20 protein-coding genes and 1 tRNA gene are annotated in these 18,630 nt (G+C 57.3%); 13 read left to right on the top strand and 8 right to left on the bottom strand.

Annotation, left to right across the window (positions count from 1 at the left end):
- Positions 1-11: 11 nt before the first annotated feature.
- Positions 12-875: a phosphatidylserine decarboxylase gene (locus tag B3527_RS04890; RefSeq protein WP_290478717.1), complete on the top strand. Its 864-nt coding sequence runs from the start codon at positions 12-14 to the stop codon at positions 873-875.
- Here B3527_RS04890 and B3527_RS04885 read toward each other — a convergent pair.
- Positions 872-1,087 carry a DUF2842 domain-containing protein gene (locus B3527_RS04885; protein ID WP_206990786.1) on the bottom strand — a complete coding sequence of 72 codons (216 nt, stop codon included), beginning with the start codon at positions 1,085-1,087 and terminating at the stop codon, positions 872-874. The two genes, B3527_RS04890 and B3527_RS04885, sit on opposite strands and share 4 nt — an antisense overlap.
- A gap of 73 nt (positions 1,088-1,160) precedes the next feature.
- Between B3527_RS04885 and B3527_RS04880 the strand changes: the two genes are divergently transcribed.
- A complete protein-coding gene (locus tag B3527_RS04880; protein ID WP_290478716.1) occupies positions 1,161-2,207 on the top strand; it encodes a COX15/CtaA family protein in 1,047 nt (348 codons plus the stop codon).
- Here B3527_RS04880 and B3527_RS04875 read toward each other — a convergent pair.
- Positions 2,185-3,156, bottom strand: a complete 972-nt coding sequence (locus B3527_RS04875; RefSeq protein WP_290478715.1) for a hypothetical protein — start codon at positions 3,154-3,156, stop codon at positions 2,185-2,187. The two genes, B3527_RS04880 and B3527_RS04875, sit on opposite strands and share 23 nt — an antisense overlap.
- 38 nt (positions 3,157-3,194) lie before the next feature.
- Between B3527_RS04875 and rplM the strand changes: the two genes are divergently transcribed.
- From rplM to argC, 3 genes are all read left to right on the top strand, one after another.
- Positions 3,195-3,659, top strand: coding sequence for a 50S ribosomal protein L13 (rplM, locus tag B3527_RS04870; RefSeq protein ID WP_034811561.1), 465 nt, complete (start codon positions 3,195-3,197; stop codon positions 3,657-3,659).
- Positions 3,660-3,703: 44 nt separating this feature from the next.
- On the top strand, positions 3,704-4,150 hold the full coding sequence (gene rpsI, locus B3527_RS04865; protein WP_233347546.1) for a 30S ribosomal protein S9: 447 nt from the start codon (positions 3,704-3,706) through the stop codon (positions 4,148-4,150).
- Between the two features lie 87 nt (positions 4,151-4,237).
- On the top strand, positions 4,238-5,185 hold the full coding sequence (argC, locus tag B3527_RS04860; RefSeq protein ID WP_290478714.1) for an N-acetyl-gamma-glutamyl-phosphate reductase: 948 nt from the start codon (positions 4,238-4,240) through the stop codon (positions 5,183-5,185).
- Positions 5,186-5,187: 2 nt separating this feature from the next.
- Here the strand turns inward: argC and B3527_RS04855 are convergent, their stop codons facing one another.
- On the bottom strand, positions 5,188-7,017 hold the full coding sequence (locus B3527_RS04855) for a PHA/PHB synthase family protein (protein WP_290478713.1): 1,830 nt from the start codon (positions 7,015-7,017) through the stop codon (positions 5,188-5,190).
- A gap of 72 nt (positions 7,018-7,089) precedes the next feature.
- Between B3527_RS04855 and B3527_RS04850 the strand changes: the two genes are divergently transcribed.
- The 8 genes from B3527_RS04850 (at position 7,090) to B3527_RS04815 (ending at position 14,257) form a co-directional block, all read left to right on the top strand.
- Positions 7,090-7,527, top strand: coding sequence for a hypothetical protein (locus B3527_RS04850; RefSeq protein ID WP_156947805.1), 438 nt, complete (start codon positions 7,090-7,092; stop codon positions 7,525-7,527).
- The gene (locus B3527_RS04845; protein WP_034811572.1) at positions 7,524-8,732 is read left to right on the top strand and encodes an LL-diaminopimelate aminotransferase; all 1,209 of its coding nucleotides are present in this window, start codon (positions 7,524-7,526) and stop codon (positions 8,730-8,732) included. Before B3527_RS04850 ends, B3527_RS04845 begins: the two co-directional genes overlap by 4 nt.
- Positions 8,733-8,842: 110 nt before the next feature.
- Complete coding sequence (locus B3527_RS04840) at positions 8,843-10,096, top strand: homoserine dehydrogenase (RefSeq protein WP_242517329.1); 1,254 nt, start codon at positions 8,843-8,845, stop codon at positions 10,094-10,096.
- Positions 10,097-10,153: 57 nt separating this feature from the next.
- Entirely contained in the window at positions 10,154-11,107 is a 954-nt protein-coding gene (gene glpX / locus B3527_RS04835; protein WP_256434926.1) for a class II fructose-bisphosphatase, read from the top strand.
- A 65-nt stretch (positions 11,108-11,172) separates the two neighbouring features.
- Positions 11,173-12,966: a single-stranded-DNA-specific exonuclease RecJ gene (gene recJ, locus B3527_RS04830; protein WP_290478711.1), complete on the top strand. Its 1,794-nt coding sequence runs from the start codon at positions 11,173-11,175 to the stop codon at positions 12,964-12,966.
- Between the two features lie 78 nt (positions 12,967-13,044).
- A tRNA-Glu gene (locus B3527_RS04825) sits at positions 13,045-13,119 on the top strand.
- Positions 13,120-13,276: 157 nt separating this feature from the next.
- Entirely contained in the window at positions 13,277-13,609 is a 333-nt protein-coding gene (locus B3527_RS04820) for a DUF6538 domain-containing protein (RefSeq protein ID WP_290478710.1), read from the top strand.
- An 84-nt stretch (positions 13,610-13,693) separates the two neighbouring features.
- Complete coding sequence (locus B3527_RS04815) at positions 13,694-14,257, top strand: hypothetical protein (RefSeq protein ID WP_290480957.1); 564 nt, start codon at positions 13,694-13,696, stop codon at positions 14,255-14,257.
- A 373-nt stretch (positions 14,258-14,630) separates the two neighbouring features.
- Here the strand turns inward: B3527_RS04815 and B3527_RS04810 are convergent, their stop codons facing one another.
- The 5 genes from B3527_RS04810 to B3527_RS04790 form a co-directional block, all read right to left on the bottom strand.
- Entirely contained in the window at positions 14,631-15,650 is a 1,020-nt protein-coding gene (locus B3527_RS04810) for a sugar kinase (protein ID WP_290478708.1), read from the bottom strand.
- Between the two features lie 98 nt (positions 15,651-15,748).
- Positions 15,749-16,630: an NAD(P)-dependent oxidoreductase gene (locus tag B3527_RS04805; RefSeq protein ID WP_290478707.1), complete on the bottom strand. Its 882-nt coding sequence runs from the start codon at positions 16,628-16,630 to the stop codon at positions 15,749-15,751.
- Positions 16,631-16,669: 39 nt separating this feature from the next.
- On the bottom strand, positions 16,670-18,028 hold the full coding sequence (locus B3527_RS04800; RefSeq protein WP_290478706.1) for an MFS transporter: 1,359 nt from the start codon (positions 18,026-18,028) through the stop codon (positions 16,670-16,672).
- A complete protein-coding gene (locus tag B3527_RS04795) occupies positions 18,025-18,393 on the bottom strand; it encodes a cupin domain-containing protein (protein WP_290478705.1) in 369 nt (122 codons plus the stop codon). The genes B3527_RS04800 and B3527_RS04795 overlap by 4 nt, the downstream gene beginning before the upstream one ends.
- 40 nt (positions 18,394-18,433) lie before the next feature.
- The coding region (locus tag B3527_RS04790; RefSeq protein ID WP_290478704.1) for a hypothetical protein at positions 18,434-18,630 on the bottom strand (197 nt) is incomplete at its 5' end.

Below are 18,630 nucleotides of genomic sequence, written 5' to 3'. Positions count from 1 at the left end.
GGCTGGCGGGCATGACCGAAGACCTCGAACGGAAGACGACGCCCTGGATGACCGGCGGGCTCGATTGGGAGGGCGTTGCGGCTGCGTTGGCCTCCCTTCTGGTCGGCCTGTTGCTAAGTTGGGTCTGGGATCCACTCTTCTGGGTTGGGTTTGCCGGGATGATCGCTGCCTTGATGGCGGCGCGCTGGGCCAAGCGAACCGCGCCAGATCTTGCCAGCGGCATTGTGGCGCCGTGCGATGGGGTGGTGGTATCAGTGACCCCAGCCGATCCGCCGGGCGAATTGCGCATGGCCGGCGCGGAAACTACACGCATCCGGATATCTTCGTCGCCGGCCACAACGAACCGACTCTACGCGCCGATTGCTGGCAGTCTGGAAAGCCTCATTACGGAAGACGGCGAACAAACTGTCCCATTTGCCATGCGCCCAGATGCAGACGGATTGGCGATTTCATACCTGTTGTTTGAAAGCCGTGCACAGCAGGTAGGTGTGCGCATCGCGACAGGCGGTCTTGGCCCACGTCAGGAATTGGAAGCTGAATCGGGCGATATCATGCGACTTGGACGCGTGTTCGGAAAACGACGGCTGGGCGGCTGGTGCGATGTGTATGTTCCGGCCAAAGCCGGCCAGTTGATTTGGCCTGGCCAGACATTGATCGGGGGGGAAACCGTGCTGGGCCGTCTGGAATCCGATCGCGACGAAGGCTCTTTCGAAACGATGTCGGGAGAGGCAGGTGAATTGCCATTAGGCGTGACGGAGGATGAATCGGTCGAGGAGGACGATTATCCGGAGCCCGACGAGGCAGATACACCTGACGATCCCGCTGTTATGCTGGCGCGGTTGAAGGAAGCCACCAAGAACAAACCTGAAGACTAGTCTTCCTGCTTTGGCGCATCGCGATTCATCCACGCGAAGATCGGCTTGAACGGGATGATCCAACCGATTCCTGCGAATACGTAGAACAGCATTTCAGCCCATTTCGGCCAACCTGAGACAATCGGACCGACTGAGCCGACCATGATAATCCAGCAGACCATGAAGGCCAGCAGGATCAGGCTCGCGACAATTTTCCTGGTCGGATAGCTCATGGGTATGTCTCTCAACTGCACATGCGACTTTGCCGCCTCTTGCGCGGGCGTCTGCTTGGATCATGTATCTCGCATGAGCGAAACGTCAAAAGTCAGCCCCTCCGCTACCTGGATCCGCCGCTGGCTGATCCTTGTCGGTCTGATGGTCTATGCCATGATCCTGATTGGTGGTGCCACACGCCTGACGGATTCCGGCCTTTCCATCACTGAATGGAATCCGGTCAGTGGTGCGCTGCCGCCGCTCTCAGAAGGTGCGTGGCAAACCGAGTTCGCGAAATACCAGCAAACCGCTGAATACCAGTTCGTCAATCAGGGCATGTCCATGGCGGAGTTCCAGAAAATATTCTGGTGGGAGTGGGGGCATCGCTTTTTTGGGCGCATGATCGGCTTGGTGGCTGTTGCGGGTTTTGCGGTCTTTGCCGTTCGCGGTTGGCTGACCAAACATCTCACTTGGCATCTGATCGCATTGATCGGACTCGGTGGTCTGCAGGGCGCCATAGGCTGGTGGATGGTGGCCAGCGGCATTGGCGAGACCACGCGCGTGGACGTCGCGCCTTATCGGTTGATGACCCATTTCACACTTGCGCTGTTGATTATCGCCTACGTCACTTGGCTCTGGCACGATCTTGGCAAAGAGCGCCGACCGGCGGTAGCTGGGCTCACCCGAAGCATCGCCGTAATACTTCTGGTCGCGATTTTCATCCAGATGGCTGCCGGCGCCTTGGTTGCCGGCCTTGATGCGGGCCGGTCCTACAATGATTGGCCGTTGATGGCGGGAGAGCTCGTTCCGTCACACTATGTGGAAGAAGGCCTCGGTGCGCGCAGCCTGTTTGAAGGCCGCGCTGCAACGCAATTCAATCACCGCATTCTGGCCTATGCCATCTGGGCCGGATCATTGGCATCCGCCTGGGCGTTCCGGAGCACGCCACTGCGACAGGAATTTCGTTGGCTGGCTGTGCTCGTGACCCTACAGGCAGTGTGGGGAATTCTCACGCTTGTGCACGCCGCCCCGATGAACCTGGCTCTGGTTCATCAGGGTCTTGGCGTAATCGTTACGCTGATGGCAGTGCGTCTTGTCTGGCAATCGCGTGGGACGTCTAGCGAGAATCGTCCAGCGTAAGGGGGCTTGGATCGACGAATACGGCCTGATGCTGGTCCGGGGCGGTTTCGCCCGCGATGACAATCACACCGCCTGGATATCCACCACTCATCATCGTGCCCATGGCGGCCATCGCATCCGGTGCATCTGGCGCAATAACGGTAATGCCATCCCGAACGGTGATTTCGGTGTTGGTCATGCCCAAATCTGTTGAGACCTGAAGCCCACTGCCGTCTTCGATGGAGAGCAGGGCATCAAAATCGCCACGTGTGAGCGACGCTGCGCTTTTGGCACGCGGGGAGGCAACCAGTGTGTCGCTCGTATAGGCGCAGGACCTGATCCCAAAATCTGTGAAGGTCGATTCGCTGGCATCCCAGGAAAACTCGCCATTCTCTTCCCGCACGATGCCGGTCTGAAGTACGCGATCATTGGTCGAGGTCCAGTAAGCCACTCGCATGATACCGGCTGCCCGCATCGGACCGGAGCAAACGCCGGCAATGGAGCTCGTATTTGGAACGGGCAGGTCGACCTGAGCCGGGGCGAGGAGGCCTTCGCCGTAAAGATATGCTTTCAACTGGCCCTCGCGGGTGATTCCCGGGAATATGGTCACCGTACTGCCGCCAAGCGTGGCGCTCTGGCCGCTGGCGAGGTCAGTGAGCCTGAAGTTGGCAGGTTCCCCCAGAATTTCGCCATTCATATTGAACAATTGCAGGCCGCCGCGCTCATAGGCGACTGCCAGCAGGCCTCCGAGGCCTCCGGAGAGCGCCACAGCGTTCACTTTGCCTTCCAGTGGGCGCGTGGACCATACAGCGGGAAGCTCCACACCAGCAGCGATTTCAGAGGCAGAAGCCGGTACTTCGGGGGCTTCGGCTTTCTTCGAGCATCCAACTGCTGTAAAAAGCAGGGCGAGGCCAAGCCCTGCGTTGACAACCGGGGAAGTGGCGCTTAAACGCCAGCGCTTGAATTGCATTCCATGAACTCCGAAAGCGAGAGGCTCTTAGTAGAGCGATGAAAACCTATAACGCACCAGCCAACGTAGAGCACAACTGGGTCGTGATCGACGCGACCGATGTCGTCGTCGGACGCCTTGCTTCATATGTCGCCAAGCGCCTGCGCGGCAAGCACCGTGCTGACTTTACACCTCACATCGATACGGGCGATCACGTCGTCATTATCAATGCTGACAAGGTGAAATTCACCGGTCGCAAGATGACGGACAAAGTGTACTATCGCCACACCGGTTATCCGGGCGGCATCAAGTCCACGACGCCGGAAAAAATCCTCAATGGTCGTTTCCCTGAGCGCGCGCTTGAACTCGCCGTGAAGCGGATGATGCCAAAAGAAAGCCCGCTGGCCCGTAAGCAGTTCTCGAAACTGCACGTGTATGGCGGCGCGGAGCACCCACACGAGGCCCAGAAGCCCGACACTGTCGACTTCAAAGCCATGAACCGCAAGAACATCAAGGCGGCCTGATCAACATGACTGACACTGCAAACTCCCTCCAGGATCTTGGCGCCATGTCCGGCGCAACCGAAGCTGAAGCTCCGGCTGCTCCAATCGAGCCGAAGATCGACGCTCAGGGCCGTGCTTACGGCACCGGTCGCCGCAAAGAGGCCGTCGCCCGCGTCTGGATCAAGCCCGGCACTGGCAAGATCACGATCAATGGTCGCGATCAGGAACAGTACTTCGCGCGCCCTGTGCTGCGCATGGTAATTGCTCAGCCACTGGTCGAAGCTGGCCGCGAAGGCGAGTTTGACATCATTGCAACTGTGAAGGGCTCCGGCCTTTCCGGTCAGGCAGGCGCTGTGCGTCACGGCCTGTCGCGTGCCCTCGTCAACTACGAGCCAGGCCTGCGCGCCGTGCTGAAGCCATTCGGCTTCATGACCCGCGACCCACGCGTTGTCGAACGCAAGAAGTATGGTCGTGCGAAAGCACGCCGCAGCTTCCAGTTCTCGAAGCGCTAGGCCGCACACCGAATATCATTATTCAGGCGGGCGCTTCGGAAACGGAGCGCCCGTTTTGTTTTGTCCGGAATCGGGAACACACAGATTATGCTGCCCAAAGTATTCATTGATGGCGAAGCCGGCACGACCGGCCTTCAGATTGCCGAGCGACTGTGGGCTCGCACGGACCTTGAGCTGATTTCCATTGATCCGGACAAGCGCAAGGACAATATCGAGCGTGCGCGCCTGATGGATGCATCCGACGCGGTCATCCTCTGTTTGCCCGATGATGCAGCGCGTCTTGGGGTGTCCCTCGTGAACAGTCCGAACACGGTGATCATCGACGCATCTACAGCGCACCGGGTTGCGAGTGGATGGACTTACGGATTTCCGGAAATGGACAAGGGGCAGCGCGCCGCGATCCAGGCGTCCCGGCGGATCTCCAATCCAGGCTGCTATCCCACAGGTGTGATTGCGCTGTTGCGTCCGCTGGTCTCAAAATGGCTGGTGCCAACCTCTTGGCCCATCGTGGTCTCTGCTGTGTCGGGCTATACTGGCGGCGGCAAGGCCATGATCGCCGAGTTCGAGGATGAGGCGTCCGAAACGTACTCTGAAGACAATCACCGCATCTATGCGATGGGACAGAAGCACAAGCATCCCCCTGAGATGAAGAAATATTCCCGGCTCGAGCACGCTCCCGTCTTCATGCCGTCAGTGGGGCGTTATGCGCAGGGTATGATCGTTGAAATCGGCCTGCCGCTCTGGGCCATTCCGGGTAAGCCACGCCGTGCGCAAATTCACGCGGCACTGACCTCAGCCTATCAAGGCGAGCGATTTGTAAGTGTGGCCTCCCTCGCAGACTGCGATGCCTTGAAGGGTGTTGAGCCAGAGGCCTGCAACGGAACCAATCGGATCGATCTGTTTGTCTTCGGCACGGATGACGAGGCGCGACTTGTGGCGCGTTTTGACAATCTCGGTAAGGGCGCTTCTGGCGCGGCGGTTCAGAACCTCAATATTGCGTTGGGGCTGGACGAGGATGCCGGATTGACGGCTTGAGCTTACTTGAGCCTGATATCCTCAAGACGAACTCTGGCATAAGTGCCCGGCGCAGCGCCGAGGCCCATGTCCTTTGGCTGCTTCGCAATGACTTTGCGACCGGACTTCGGCCGTAGCCAGTCCCACCAGGTCGGCCACCAGGAGCCTGCATGCTCCTCCGCACCTTCGAGCCATTCCGCGCCAGTTTCTGGCAGCGCGCCATTATTGGTCCAATGGCAGTATTTTCCGGAATCCGGGTGGTTCACTACGCCGGCGATGTGGCCTGAGGCGGCGAGGATGAAATTGGTCTTGCCGCCAAATACCTTGGCGGTGCGGTAGACACTTTCCATGGGGCAGATGTGATCGTCGCGGCTGGCCTGCACCATGATCGGGATATCGACCTTTTGCAGGTCCACTGTTTCGCCGAGCACCTTGAACTTGCCGCGTGCGAGCTTGTTCTCTGCGTAACAGTCCTTGAGGTATCTGCGGTGTACCTTGCCCGGAATATTGGTCTGGTCAGCGTTCCAATACAGCAAATCGAACGGCCGCGGCTCCTTGCCCAGCATGTACTGGTCAATGACGTAGCGCCAGACCAGATCAATCGGGCGTAGCCAGTTGAAGGTTTCGTACATCATCGTTCCAGGCATGATGCCGTCATGTTCCTCGATGATGGAGTCGATATAGGCGCGGCCATTATCGTCGGTGAAGACTTTCAGGTCTCCGGCTAGGCTGAAATCGGACTGGGATGCAAAGAAGGTGGCTGACTTGATACGGTCGTCGCCGCTGGCAGCCATGTGGCCGAGGGCTGAAGAGAGTAGGGTGCCCCCGATACAATACCCGACTGTATTGAGGCCCTTCTGCCCAGTCGCCTGAAGCGTGGCTTCGACGGCGGCATAGATGCCATTCTTCACATAGTCGTTCCACGTGTAGTCGCGGGTCACTTCGTCGGCCGAGCGCCACGAGACGACAAAGACTGACAGGCCCTTGTCTAGCAGCCAGCGGATCATCGAGTTTTCTTCGCGCAAATCGAGGATGTAGAATTTGTTGATCCAGGGCGGGAAGATCAGCAACGGACGCGCATGGGTCTGCTCGCCAGTTGGTTTGTACTGGATCAGTTCGATCAAATCATTCCTGAAAACAACTTCACCGGGCGCCGTCGCGATGTTCTCGCCGAGTTTGAACGGCGTCTCGTCAGTTTGGGTGATGTAGAGTTTGCCATTGCCCCTTTTTACATCGTCGCGAGCCATCCGGATGCCTGCCAGCACGCTCTCACCGCCACTTTCGAAGAAGGTGCGCAGGGCCTGCGGATTGCTGCCGAGATGATTGGTCGGCGCGAGACTGTCGGCCAATTGCTGGCTGAAGAATTTTGCGCGCAAGTGAATATTGTCCGGCAGGTCGTCTTTCACATGATCGGCCAAGCCCATCAGCCATTTGGCATTGAGGTCATAGGCTTTGCGGATAAATTTGAAGCCGGGATTGCGATCCCATTCAAGGTCGGAAAAACGTTTGTCCCGGACCGCATTGGCGGCGCCGGTCATGCCTTCCAGTGCCATTTCCTGCCACAGCTCCATCCAACCCTGCATGAGTTGCATGTTGGCGTTCATCAATGCAACGGGGTTCTTCGCGAAGCCCTGGCCCACGGCTTGGAAAGCTTCGCCCACACCCATAGGGTCGCCATTCGTCACAGTGCCGAGTGGCCCGGATCCTGACAGGACATCTAGCAACAGGGCGTGAGATTCGGTATTGGCCAGCGCCAGCGTGGTCAGCAGGGACTGCATTTGCATGGGGTTTTGCTGGGCGAGAATCTCGGCGAGCAGTGGCTGGCTGTCTTTATTGTTCTTGCGGTCGACCATTCGTCCCAATATCGCCTTGTTTAGCCGCCTCTAACTATTCTACGGAATAATTGTGATTTAATGAGTTTAACCATGAAAAACACGGCGATTCCCCTGACAAGTGTATGTTGCCTGCTATTGGCAGCATGTACGGGGTCGTTTTCGAAGGTTCGGACCGCCATCGACCAGGCACCGGACTGGTATGATGCGCGCCGTGTGGAAATTCGTGGCGAAGGCTATCCCGAGATTGTCGATATTCCGACAATTGAAAAGGGGAATACACCGGGGCAAACACTCGAAACATCGAAAGCGCGCGGCGCTGAGTTGCGCGCAGTATTTGCGGAAAACGCGCGAGCGGTCGCGCCCGCAAATGCCGCCGCCGAGATCGAAGACCTCAGGGAATCGGTTCGGCGCGGATTTGCGGGCTTTGAGGCCAACTCCAACTTCCTGACGGATGAGGAGATTGAGGCCATACGATCCGCTTTTGATGTTCCACGAGTTACGAGGGGCCTACGGGCCGCCAACAGATGAATACAGATTTCCACAAGATCCGCCGACTTCCCCCATACGTTTTCGAACAAGTGAACCGCACCAAGGCGGCGCTGCGCGCGCAAGGTGCGGATATTATCGATCTGGGTATGGGCAATCCCGACATGCCAACGCCAGAGCATATAGTCGACAAACTGTGCGAGACGGCCCGTCGCCCTGACGTGAATGGCTACTCTGCTTCGCGCGGTATCAAGGGCCTGCGCCGCGCTGTGACCAATTACTACCAGCGTCGCTTCGATGTGTCCCTCGATATGGACCGGGAAGTCATCGTGACGCTCGGATCCAAGGAGGGGTTTGCGAACCTCGCTCAGGCCATCTCGGCGCCGGGCGATGTCATTCTTTCTCCCGACCCGTCCTATCCGCTGCATTCGTTCGGATTCATAATCGCCGGGGCATCCATTCGCAGCGTTCCTGCGCACACGCCGGAAGAGTACCTGTCCAATCTCAGCAAGGCCGTAAAATATTGTGTGCCACCGCCGACAGCGATGGTGTTGTGTTTTCCTTCCAACCCCACGGCTGAAGTTTGCGATCTCGACTTCTACAAGGAAGCCGTGAAGTTTGCGCGCAAGCACGATTTGATCGTCTTGTCCGATCTTGCTTACAACGAAATCTATTTTGACGAGCCGACCCCTTCGATCCTTCAGGTGGATGGTGCAAAGGACATCGCCGTTGAATTCACCACCATGTCGAAGACCTATTCCATGGCTGGATGGCGGATCGGCTTCGTGGCCGGCAACGAGAAGCTTGTTGGCGCACTGGGGCGCGTGAAATCCTATCTCGACTACGGTGCATACACGCCGATCCAGGTCGCGGCGGCAGCTGCGCTGGATGGCCCTCAGGATTGTGTCGACGAATTTCGCCAGATCTATCGGTCACGCCGCGACGTGCTGGTGGAGAGCTTCACGCGGGCCGGCTGGCCCATCCCGTCGCCGAAAGCCTCGATGTTTGCCTGGGCTCCGATCCCTGAGCCCCTCAAGGAAATGGGTAGTCTCGAATTCTCGCTACAGCTGATCAATGAAGCACATGTGGCCGTCGCGCCGGGTGCCGGATTTGGGGAGCAAGGCGATGGGCATGTCCGGATTGCGCTGGTCGAGAATGAGCAGCGTATCCGGCAGGCAGCGCGCAATATTCGCAAATTCCTGCAGTCCCGCGGGATCAAGGATATCCAGCCCGCCGCGGCAGAGTAGCGCGCGCCCTCGACGCATTCGACCAAACCCGCTATGCGCTGCCCCTGAAAGTCAGACACTCAAACTGAAAGGGTGACCAATTGGGGCCGTTGAGAATAGGTATTGCGGGTTTGGGCCACGTCGGATGTGGTCTCATCGAACTGGTTGAGCGGCAGGAGCGCCTGCGCATTCCGGGTAAGATTGAGATTGCAGGTGTGAGCGCGCGTAGCCAGTCTCGCAACCGGCCCGTCGATACAAGCAAGTATCGCTGGTTCGATGACGCTGCGACCCTGGCTGAAGACCCGGAAGTCGACGTATTCGTTGAATTGATCGGAGGATCTGACGGCCCGGCGAAGTTTGCGGTCGAAGAGGCCCTTAAGGCAGGTAAGCCGGTGGTCACCGCCAACAAGGCCCTGATGGCCAAGCATGGCATGGCGCTGGCCAAGCTGGCTGAAGAAAAGCAGGTCGATCTGTTGTTCGAGGCCGCTGTCGCTGGGGGTATTCCAGTCGTGCGCGTGTTACGCGACAGTCTGGCAGGGGTCGAAATCAAACGCGTGGCGGGTATCCTGAACGGTACCTGCAACTTCCTGACAACTGAAATGCTGGCAACGGGCCGCGCTTATGACGAAGTGCTCGCCGAAGCCCAGAAGCTTGGATATGCCGAAGCTGATCCTACGCTGGATGTTTCTGGCATGGATGCCGCGCACAAGGCAGCGATTCTCTCTGCCATTGCGTTCTCTGCTGACCTCGACTTCTCCAAGGTGGAAGTCTCTGGAGTAGATGGGGTCGAGCTGCTCGATTTGCGCCTAGCCGATCGCCTGGGGTTACGGATCAAGTTGATAGCAGAGGGTGTTTTGACCGATGAAGGCGTTGTGTGCCGGGTTGAGCCAATGGCCTTGCCTGTGTCGCATCCGCTTGCCCGCATTGATGGCTCCCTGAACACGGTGCGTATCGAAGGTGATCCTGTGGGTGCCGTCACCTTGACGGGCCCTGGCGCGGGCGCTGGCCCCACCGCAAGCGCCGTGATGGGAGATGTCGCAAAGCTGTTCCGCCCGGCGATCCGTCCGGCCTTTGGACGCGCAGAACACCACATGGCGCGGCCCTTCACAACTGGGCGCAAGGATGAGGTGGCCCAGTTCTTCCTGCGGGTACGACTGGCTGACAAGCCGGGCGCGCTGGCGGCACTTTCGGAGTCTTTGGCCGCTGAAGGCGTATCCGTCGACAAGCTGCTTCAAGATTCAGCAGATGATACTGGTGCAAGCCCGATTGCGATTGTCACACACCGATGCGAACGATCAAATATGGACGCGGCCTTGGCGCGATTGGAAAAATTTGCAATTGCTGTTGATCCGCCGCGCCTGATCAGGATCGAGTCGGCAAGCTAATTGCTTTAGATAGGCGCAGAGCCTTTATGTTTTGCGCGTTCGGAGAATTGAGAATTCATGAAAAATAGCGTTCTGACGCCCAGCCTTGCCGATTCCATGGTCCGTGTTACGGAATCTGCTGCCATAGCCGCCGCCAAACTGGTTGGCCGTGGAGATGAGAAGAAAGCCGATGCAGCCGCTGTGGATGCGATGCGCACGGCATTCAACGAGGTTGATTTCCAGGGTCGCGTGGTCATCGGCGAAGGTGAACGCGACGAAGCGCCCATGCTGTACATCGGGGAAGAAGTCGGCACTGGTAAAGGAGCCGAGATCGACATCGCCCTTGATCCGCTGGAAGGCACCACACTAACCGCAAAAGCCATGGCCAATGCGCTGGCCGTGCTGGCCATCGCGCCGCGTGGCGGCCTGCTGTATGCGCCAGACACCTATATGGACAAGATTGCTGTAGGCCCTGGCTATCCGGAAGGCATTATCAGTCTGGATGCGACACCTGCCGAGAACATTCAGGCGCTGGCCAAGCACAAGGGCATGGATGTCACCGACATGACCGCTTGTGTGCTGGACCGCCCGCGTCATGAAGGCATCATTGAGAGCCTGCGCTCGGTTGGCGCGCGCGTGGCCCTGATCACGGATGGCGATGTGGCCGGCGTAATCGCGACGACCAACCCACACACCGGAATTGATCTCTACGTCGGTCAAGGTGGCGCGCCCGAAGGCGTACTTGCAGCAGCGGCCCTCAAATGTGTTGGCGGCCAGATGCTGGGACGCCTCGTGTTCCGCAATGATGATGAGCGCAAACGTGCTGAACGCACGGGCATTACCGACTTCGACCGCACTTACTCCCTGAATGAACTCGCCTCGGGTGACACAGTATTCTGTGCGACAGGCGTGACCGATGGATCGATGCTCAGCGGCGTCAAATCCGCAGACGGTCGTGTGCACACTCACACGCTCGTCATGACATCACTCGACGGCATGGTGCGCTATGTGCGCTCCGATCATAAGGTCTGAGCCGGGCGTTTCCCGTGACAGCCTAGATGCGTTAGAATCTCCGGGAAGCGATTCCCGGAGAACCCATGGCTGACCCAGCCCTAAAGCAAGATACGACGCTATTCGATGTGCAGAGATCGGCCACGGGCCGGTTCTGGACGCTTGCGTCTGTGGATGAGGCATTGGTGCGGCGGCTCCAGCCGAGCGTCGGTGGATCCGATTTGTTGGCCAGGTTGCTCGCCACCAGAGATGTGACGCCAGACGAAGCGGCGACTTATCTGTCCCCGACCTTAAGGGAGACATTTCCTGATCCGTCGAGTTTCTCAGACATGGACAAGGCGGCCGAGATTGTGCTCGACGCGATTCTCGCAAAGAAGCGCGTCACGGTCTTTGCTGACTATGACGTCGATGGCGGTACCAGCTCAGCAATTCTCGCGCGATATTTCCGGGCATGGGGCGAAGACCTCGGGCTTTACGTGCCGGATCGCCTGGAAGAGGGGTATGGTCCTTCGCCCGAAGCTTTTCGACACTTGAAGGAAAAAGGCGCGGAACTCGTCATTACCGTCGATTGCGGCGCAGCTGCGGTCAATGCGCTGGAAGAGGCGGAGTCTATCGGTCTGCCCATTGTCGTCATCGATCACCATTTGATGGCCGGGCATAACCCTCCAGCGGCTGCACTGGTCAATCCGAACCGGCCCGACTGCAACTCTGGTTGTGGTCATCTCGCTGCGGCGGGCGTCGTTTTTGTTTTTGCTGCCGCATTGAACCGATTGGCGCGGGAACGAGGCATTGCGCCTCCGGAAGGTCTACCGGACATCATGTCGTTTCTTGACCTCGCAGCACTTGGGACGCTTTGCGACATGTCACCCCTACGCGGTGTAAACCGAGCCTTCGTGCGACAAGGGCTCAGCATTCTGTCCCGCGGTCAAAATGAAGGCCTGCGCGCGCTGGCCGAAGTATCCGGGATCAGCAAAGTGGACAGTGTGTACCACGCTACATTCATGCTGGGGCCACGGCTTAACGCAGGCGGTCGTGTGGGTGATCCGTGGATCGCCGCGAAACTTCTGGCTACGGATGACCGGTCAGAGGCAATTGCGCTGGCCGAGCGGCTGCACGCACTTAATGACGAACGTAAGGCCGTCGAAGCGGCGATTCTCGATCAGGCCACCGCACAGGCTGAGCAGGCGCTGAAGCGTAATCCAGACCGGGGTATCCTGGTCGCCGGTGGCGAAGGCTGGCATCCCGGCGTGATCGGCATCGTGGCCGGACGCCTGAAGGAACGGTTCCACCTTCCCTGCATAGTCATTGGCTGGGGACAGGGGCTGGGGCCCGTCGCTAAGGGATCGGGGCGATCGGTAACCGGTGTGAACATTGGTGATGCGATTGCAGCTGCGGCGCGTGAAGGAGTCATCTTGTCAGGGGGCGGCCATGCGATGGCGGGTGGCCTGAGCCTTGAGCCTGAGCAAATTCCAGCCTTCGACGCATGGATGGTCGGCCATATGGCGAAGTTTACGGCAGAGCGTGCTGCGGCACTGGAACTGCCCGTGGATGCGATCCTGTCTCCGGGCGCAGCATCTCCTGCGCTGGTTGATCAGATCGCCGGTATTGGCCCGTTTGGTGTCGGATCCCCTGAGCCTGTTTTCGCGCTGCAATCTGTACATGTCACGGGCGTGCGACAGGTTGGCTTAAATCATCTGAAGTTCACCGCCGAAGACTCCAGTGGGCGTCTTGATTGCATCGCTTGGCGTAGCGCTGACCAGCCTTTGGGGGAAGTAATTCGTCCGAATGCGCGGCTCCATGTTGTTGGAAAATTGAAGGCGGATGAGTGGAATGGCCGTCGGCGGGTACAGCTGGATGTCAGTGATGCAGCTGAGGCATGATTTATCTGCAGAAACCCGCCTCAAAGCGCTTTACGAGTCAGAAATGAGCAGCTATATCGCCTGTCTTCGAGCCGGTGCGGTCCCTTCGTCTATCGGTTAGGACGCCAGGTTTTCAACCTGGAAAGAGGGGTTCGATTCCCCTAGGGACTGCCACGGCTTGAATTCCATTGAAAAACAATGTGTTACGCGATGCAAAATCGCTGATTTTCAACACACTTTTCAACACGATTCAGTGTCGCTAGAACGCATTTCCCCGGGGGTCACTTGATCGTCGGAAGGGTTCATTATGCGTGCTAGAAGGTATCGATCTATGAGTTATGTTTATGAGAGATCCAATGGACTCTTTGAGATCAGGTATCCGATCCCTTCAGATGTCGTGAGCTACTTTCCAAAACCAAATAGCAAGCGGTTCAGAACTCATATTATCAAGTCACTTTCGACGCGGGATCAGAACGATGCCAACAAAGCAGCCATTGATTGCATCAAGGAGTTTGAAGGTGCGTTTTCCGTTCTGAGAGAAGGCGTCGCTTCCAATGATTTCAAAGCTTTTTGCCGAGTGGCTTATGAACAGGAAACTGCAATCATCACGAAAAGCTTCCTGAGCACGGAGACAGGCAAGAGCGGTCGCCTCGATCAACGCTGAGGGGATCTTCGGAGCGCCCTGACAACTACCGATACCGAGCAACTTGAAGCGCTAGTTGGGTGGCTCGTCGATCACTATTTGGATGTGACCACCAGCAAAAGTGCGTCCGTTCCAAGGGATACACCCATTCGCAATGCGATGCTCAAAGCTGCAGCCGGTGTGCTGTCGGATGCGTACACCCACGGTTTGGCTGAAATTCGCGGCTTAGCAAGACCTCCTCAACCAAAGTCTCCATTTTTGAAGGCTGAGCCAACAGTATTGCCCGCACTTGGAGATAATACACCTTTAACGCCGGAGGGGCGTAAATCTCTGGAGCAATATTGGGAGGTCTACGAACAGGTCAAACAGGATTCGTCGACACCTGTGAAAGCAAAGACTTTGGAGCGTAGACGGGTTGCGTGGACTGAGTTTCATGAACTCACCGGTTCGTCTCTTCCGATATTTAAGGTGCAAAAATCTCACATCTGGGCGTATCGAGATGCCCTGAAAAGAGCACCAGCCAGGTCGGGTTCCATATCTGAGCTCAGACGGTTAAGTTTTCCGGAGAAGCTCGAAAAAGCCCGCAATGGCAGTAATTATGCCAAGTTGACCCAGGAACCATTAAAGACCGGCTCAGGCAAATCCAAGTTGTTCTTCAGCTGGCCGTAATTCGAGGACACTTAGTGAGCAATCCTGCGGTGGGGGTCACCGAATCCAGCTCAGTTACCAGACCGAGCAGAAGAGCCTACACCACCAAAGAGCTAAATGTAATATTCACGTCGGCCCCGTTCGACAGGGTGTGGCCGTTGGAAGATGACAACACGACCGACCTTCCAACGTACTGGTTCACCGCCATTCGATCGGGTTCGCGGTACGGGTATTTCTCGACGGTTTGAGCCGGCGATATTGAATGCACCGGGGTGGGGGAAGGCGGCGATCCCTAAGACTTCTCTCCTTCGCGTCGACTGCGCTCTCAGGAGTCCGTAGAGCAGCCTAGGACCTGCTCGTTCGCACTGGTTCGCATTAAACTGACACCACCCCATCAGCGACGCAATTGCCCGAAGCGTGTCGTGGAGACGAGAGCATCGACTTCACTGACAGAGACTGCGTTGCTGTCTCCGTGTATCGAGTGTTTTAGGCAGTTGGCGGCGGCGCCAAACTCCAGGGCTTCACTGGGCTTTCGGGCGTCGACCAGTCCATAAATCAGCCCGGCACAAAAAGCGTCGCCGGTTCCGACGCGGTCTAGGATGGCTGTCATTTCGTACGTGCGCGAAAAATAGGAGCCAGCCTGCGTGCGCAGGTGCGCGCTCCAACTATGATTTTCTGCCGACTTTGAATTTCTTAGCGTGATCGACGCATTTGTTAACTGGCTGAACCGTCTGAACAGCTGCTCGGTCAGGGATTCCGCCCACACCTGACTGCCATTCTCACCTTCGCCGTCCACACCGAGACAATGGGTGCAGTCGCCTCTTCCGGCGATCAATGTATCGGCCAGCGAAGCAAGAGCTGGCATCACCTCAATGGCCGATCGACCATATTCCCACAACCGTTCGCGATAGTTCAGGTCGAGCGAAACATGTATATTCCGTCTCCGGGCTTCCTCCATGGCAAAAGTCGCAAGTTGGCGGGTCTCATCTGAAAGCGCGGGCGTAATGCCGCTGATATGAAACCAATCTGCTCCGTCAAAGGCTGCGTTCCAGTCAATATCATCGGGGGATAACTCGGAAAACACACTGCCGGCCCGGTCATACACCACGCACCCGGAGCGAAAATCGGCACCTTCTTCCATAAAGTAAAGTCCCAGCCGGCCAGGACGCCGAATGACCTGACTCGTATCGACATCGTGGGCCCGGAGGAACCGGAGCGCTTGCGCTCCGAGTTCACCTTCCGGAAGCCCCGTGACCAAGCGAGAGGCGAGACCAAACTCTGCAAGCGATACGGCGACATTGGCCTCGGCGCCCCCGTGGCAGACCTCGAAGGCCTGCGCCTGGCGCAGACGCAACTTGCCGGGGGGCTTCAAGCGCATCATGAGTTCGCCAAGTGTGACGATGGTCTTTGACATGGTCGATGCCTTTCGATGCGCGGTTCTGCCGAAAATCGGCTTGTGTGGTGTAGATGTAAACAAAAAACAATCTTGGAACGGACAGAACTCGTAATCGCTTACCTTTTCAAATCAACGAAGTAGTCGAAGATTTCCGGCACATTACCTGAGCCCATTCCGGCTTCGACGGCTGCTGAGAGATTACTTGAGGTGCCTTCGGCAATCAGGGAGCGAGAACCGAGATCCGAGACCATCTGGTTAAAGTAACGCAGATCCTTGTTTGCATTGTTGATGGAGAACCCAAGGTCGCTCACACCGTCGACCGCGTAGTTCTTGCAGAACTTCATGAACGGCGAATTGGACGGACCAGATGACATTATGTCGTAGAGCTGACCGCGGTCTACGCCGGCCAGTTTTGCCGCAGCGAAAGCCTGCGACATGGCGCAGACGGTTGTCATGCCCATGAAGTTGTTGATCAGCTTTGTCGTGTGGCCGGCACCGAGCGGGCCGAGATAAAAGACGTTTTCGCCCTGTTCCTTGAGGACCGGCTCGTACTTGTCGAACGTCGCCTTGTCACCGCCAGCCATGATATTCAGCAGCCCGTCCTTGGCGTGCGCAGGCGTACGACCGAGGGGCGCATCAATCATGCCCACGCCTTTCTTGCCGAGGTCCGCGCCGATTTTCTGGGAGGATGCTGGAATGGACGTGCCGAAATCGATGAGGACAGAGCCATCCTTGATGCCTTCTAGGATACCATCGGCACCGTAGACGAGTTTCTCGACCACTTCGGACGTCGTCACGCAGAGCTCAACGATGTCGCTTTTTTCAGCCAGTTCCTTGGGCGAGCTGGCTTCGGTCGCATTTCCTCTCGCCAGAACAGCAGCGACGGCATCCTTGTTGAGATCCATCACGATGACTTCGAAACCCCGCTTCTGCAGGTTTTCGACCATATTGCCGCCCATCAGCCCAAGACCGATGAAACCAATGACGGGTTTTGACATATTCATGACTCCTAATTCCAGAAATATTTAGATAATAAGTTAGCGCGTTAGCGCGCCGCGTGGCTTGAGCGGTTCAATCCGTCCACAGAGAATCCACACTGCGAACAACGCCAGCAAAGCGAGTCCGGCGCCGATGATGAAGACGGGCGCGTAATTGTCGCCCTGCGTGATGACTGGAACCAGGAAGGTCAGCCCGGCCGCACCGAGCTTTGCGGCCATGCCTGCAAAGCCCGAGAGCGTGCCCACGGACCTACCGCTGTAAAAATCGCTCGGCAGTGTCTGGACATTGCCAATAGCAGTCTGGAAGCCGAACAGAATGGTCGCCATGATGATGACTGAGATGGTCGCAAGCGTCGTCGTCGCAGGATCGGTCATCCCAAACACTGAGGCTATCAGCGTCGGATCCGCGAGCATCATAAGAGACGGAAGCATGATTAGGCACCCGAGGGAAATGACCATTTTGCGGGTGGCATCGACAGTCCAGCCCGCTTGGATGCGGTTCTGGGCCAGAAGTCCCCCAAACCAGGCACCCAGCATGGCGCCGAAATATGGGACCCACGCATAGAGCGCGAGTTCCTTGACCTCCATGTCATAGACACGGTTCAGGTAAAGCGGAATCCAGACAATAAAGAGCCACCAGATCGGATCAATCGCGGCAGACGCGATGATCACGCCCCAGCTCTGTTTCCGGCTCAGGATTTCTCCGGTGCCCGGTGCATAACCGTCATCCGGCTCGCCATCCTGGTCGATATCCTGATTGAGTTGACCGGTCAGGATGTATTCGCGTTCGTTTTCATTCAGCCAAGGGTGGTTCTTGGGGGGAGACTTGACGAGCACCCACCAAGGGATGAGCCAAAGGAAGCCCAGCACGCCGACAAGAACAAAGATGATGTGCCAGCTGAAGTGGATCGAAAGGAAGCCAATAATAGGGATTGAAATCAACCCGCCGATCGCCGCTCCGGAGTTGAAAATGCCTTGGGCAAAAGCCCTTTCCCTGGTTGGAAACCATTCTGCATTGGCTTTGGCCGCGCCAGGCCAGTTGCCTGCCTCAGCGATACCGAGAATGGAGCGGAAAATGCTGAACGAAACCACACCGCGCGCAAAAGCGTGCATCACTGTCGCAACAGACCAGACGCCGATTGACAAAGCAAAACCGAGACGCGTGCCGATCCAGTCAAAAATCTTGCCGAAGATCGCCTGGCCGAAGGCATAGGAGAATATGAAAACCACGGAGATGAAGCCGTAAATCTGGTCAACTTGTGCTGTCGATTTCTCCGGATACAGCTCCGCTGCGATGTCTGGCCAAAGAACACTCAATGTCTGCCGGTCAATATAGTTGATAACAGTCGCAAACGCGACGAGTCCAACAACCCACCATCTTAGGCCCGAAAGTTTCATGACGAGTATCCCTCGCCATTGAGGAAGTCTTCCCGAGCGGGGCTGAAGATGTCGAGCAGAATGCCGGCCTCCAGGCACATAGCACCATGTCCAGCACCCGACGGGACGAAAAAGCAGCCTCCTGCTTCCAATACCTGTGTCTCGCCATCGACGAAGACTTCGAACTTCCCTTCGACGACATACGCCGTCTGCGTGTGAGGGTGAGCGTGGACAGGACCGACAGCGCCCTTCTCGAACCACACCTTCACCAGCATCAGGTTGTTGTCATAGCCGAGAATCTTTCGGCGCATGCCGTTCCCGATATCTTCAGCATCGCTGGCGGGGCTGTTCATGAACAAATCCGACTGATTTGGCGTAGCAGGCATTTCTGGTCCTCCCGGTGCGATCGACGCACCTGTCTTGTCACTAAGTACTGGATTGGATGTATGCGTAGACTGGCCCGGTCCACTCAACGGAGATGCCGTCGATATCGATCACGTGTTTCAGTTCCGCAGAAGTGTCTTCCGCGAAGGCGAAAACGATGTTGTCACCTGTTTTCGTAGTCACCATATACACTGATACGCCGTTGTCGGACGTCTGGTGTTCCCCGTCAGCGACCATGA

Source organism: Hyphomonas sp. UBA4505 (assembly GCF_002388685.1).
Classification (GTDB): Bacteria; Pseudomonadota; Alphaproteobacteria; order Caulobacterales; family Hyphomonadaceae; genus Hyphomonas.
The sequence above is the reverse complement of the archived record's forward strand: the minus strand, read 5'-3'. Positions and strand labels throughout refer to the sequence as shown.

Excerpts from the sequence above, each read along its gene's own strand:
- B3527_RS04890 (WP_290478717.1), top strand. The coding sequence starts at position 12 with ATGACCGAAGACCTCGAACGGAAGACGACGCCCTGGATGACCGGCGGG.
- B3527_RS04885 (WP_206990786.1), bottom strand. The coding sequence starts at position 1,087 with ATGAGCTATCCGACCAGGAAAATTGTCGCGAGCCTGATCCTGCTGGCC.
- B3527_RS04880 (WP_290478716.1), top strand. The coding sequence starts at position 1,161 with ATGAGCGAAACGTCAAAAGTCAGCCCCTCCGCTACCTGGATCCGCCGC.
- B3527_RS04875 (WP_290478715.1), bottom strand. The coding sequence starts at position 3,156 with ATGCAATTCAAGCGCTGGCGTTTAAGCGCCACTTCCCCGGTTGTCAAC.
- rplM (WP_034811561.1), top strand. The coding sequence starts at position 3,195 with ATGAAAACCTATAACGCACCAGCCAACGTAGAGCACAACTGGGTCGTG.
- rpsI (WP_233347546.1), top strand. The coding sequence starts at position 3,704 with ATGTCCGGCGCAACCGAAGCTGAAGCTCCGGCTGCTCCAATCGAGCCG.
- argC (WP_290478714.1), top strand. The coding sequence starts at position 4,238 with ATGCTGCCCAAAGTATTCATTGATGGCGAAGCCGGCACGACCGGCCTT.
- B3527_RS04855 (WP_290478713.1), bottom strand. The coding sequence starts at position 7,017 with ATGGTCGACCGCAAGAACAATAAAGACAGCCAGCCACTGCTCGCCGAG.
- B3527_RS04850 (WP_156947805.1), top strand. The coding sequence starts at position 7,090 with ATGAAAAACACGGCGATTCCCCTGACAAGTGTATGTTGCCTGCTATTG.
- B3527_RS04845 (WP_034811572.1), top strand. The coding sequence starts at position 7,524 with ATGAATACAGATTTCCACAAGATCCGCCGACTTCCCCCATACGTTTTC.
- glpX (WP_256434926.1), top strand. The coding sequence starts at position 10,154 with ATGAAAAATAGCGTTCTGACGCCCAGCCTTGCCGATTCCATGGTCCGT.
- recJ (WP_290478711.1), top strand. The coding sequence starts at position 11,173 with ATGGCTGACCCAGCCCTAAAGCAAGATACGACGCTATTCGATGTGCAG.
- B3527_RS04820 (WP_290478710.1), top strand. The coding sequence starts at position 13,277 with ATGAGTTATGTTTATGAGAGATCCAATGGACTCTTTGAGATCAGGTAT.
- B3527_RS04810 (WP_290478708.1), bottom strand. The coding sequence starts at position 15,650 with ATGTCAAAGACCATCGTCACACTTGGCGAACTCATGATGCGCTTGAAG.
- B3527_RS04805 (WP_290478707.1), bottom strand. The coding sequence starts at position 16,630 with ATGTCAAAACCCGTCATTGGTTTCATCGGTCTTGGGCTGATGGGCGGC.
- B3527_RS04800 (WP_290478706.1), bottom strand. The coding sequence starts at position 18,028 with ATGAAACTTTCGGGCCTAAGATGGTGGGTTGTTGGACTCGTCGCGTTT.
- B3527_RS04795 (WP_290478705.1), bottom strand. The coding sequence starts at position 18,393 with ATGCCTGCTACGCCAAATCAGTCGGATTTGTTCATGAACAGCCCCGCC.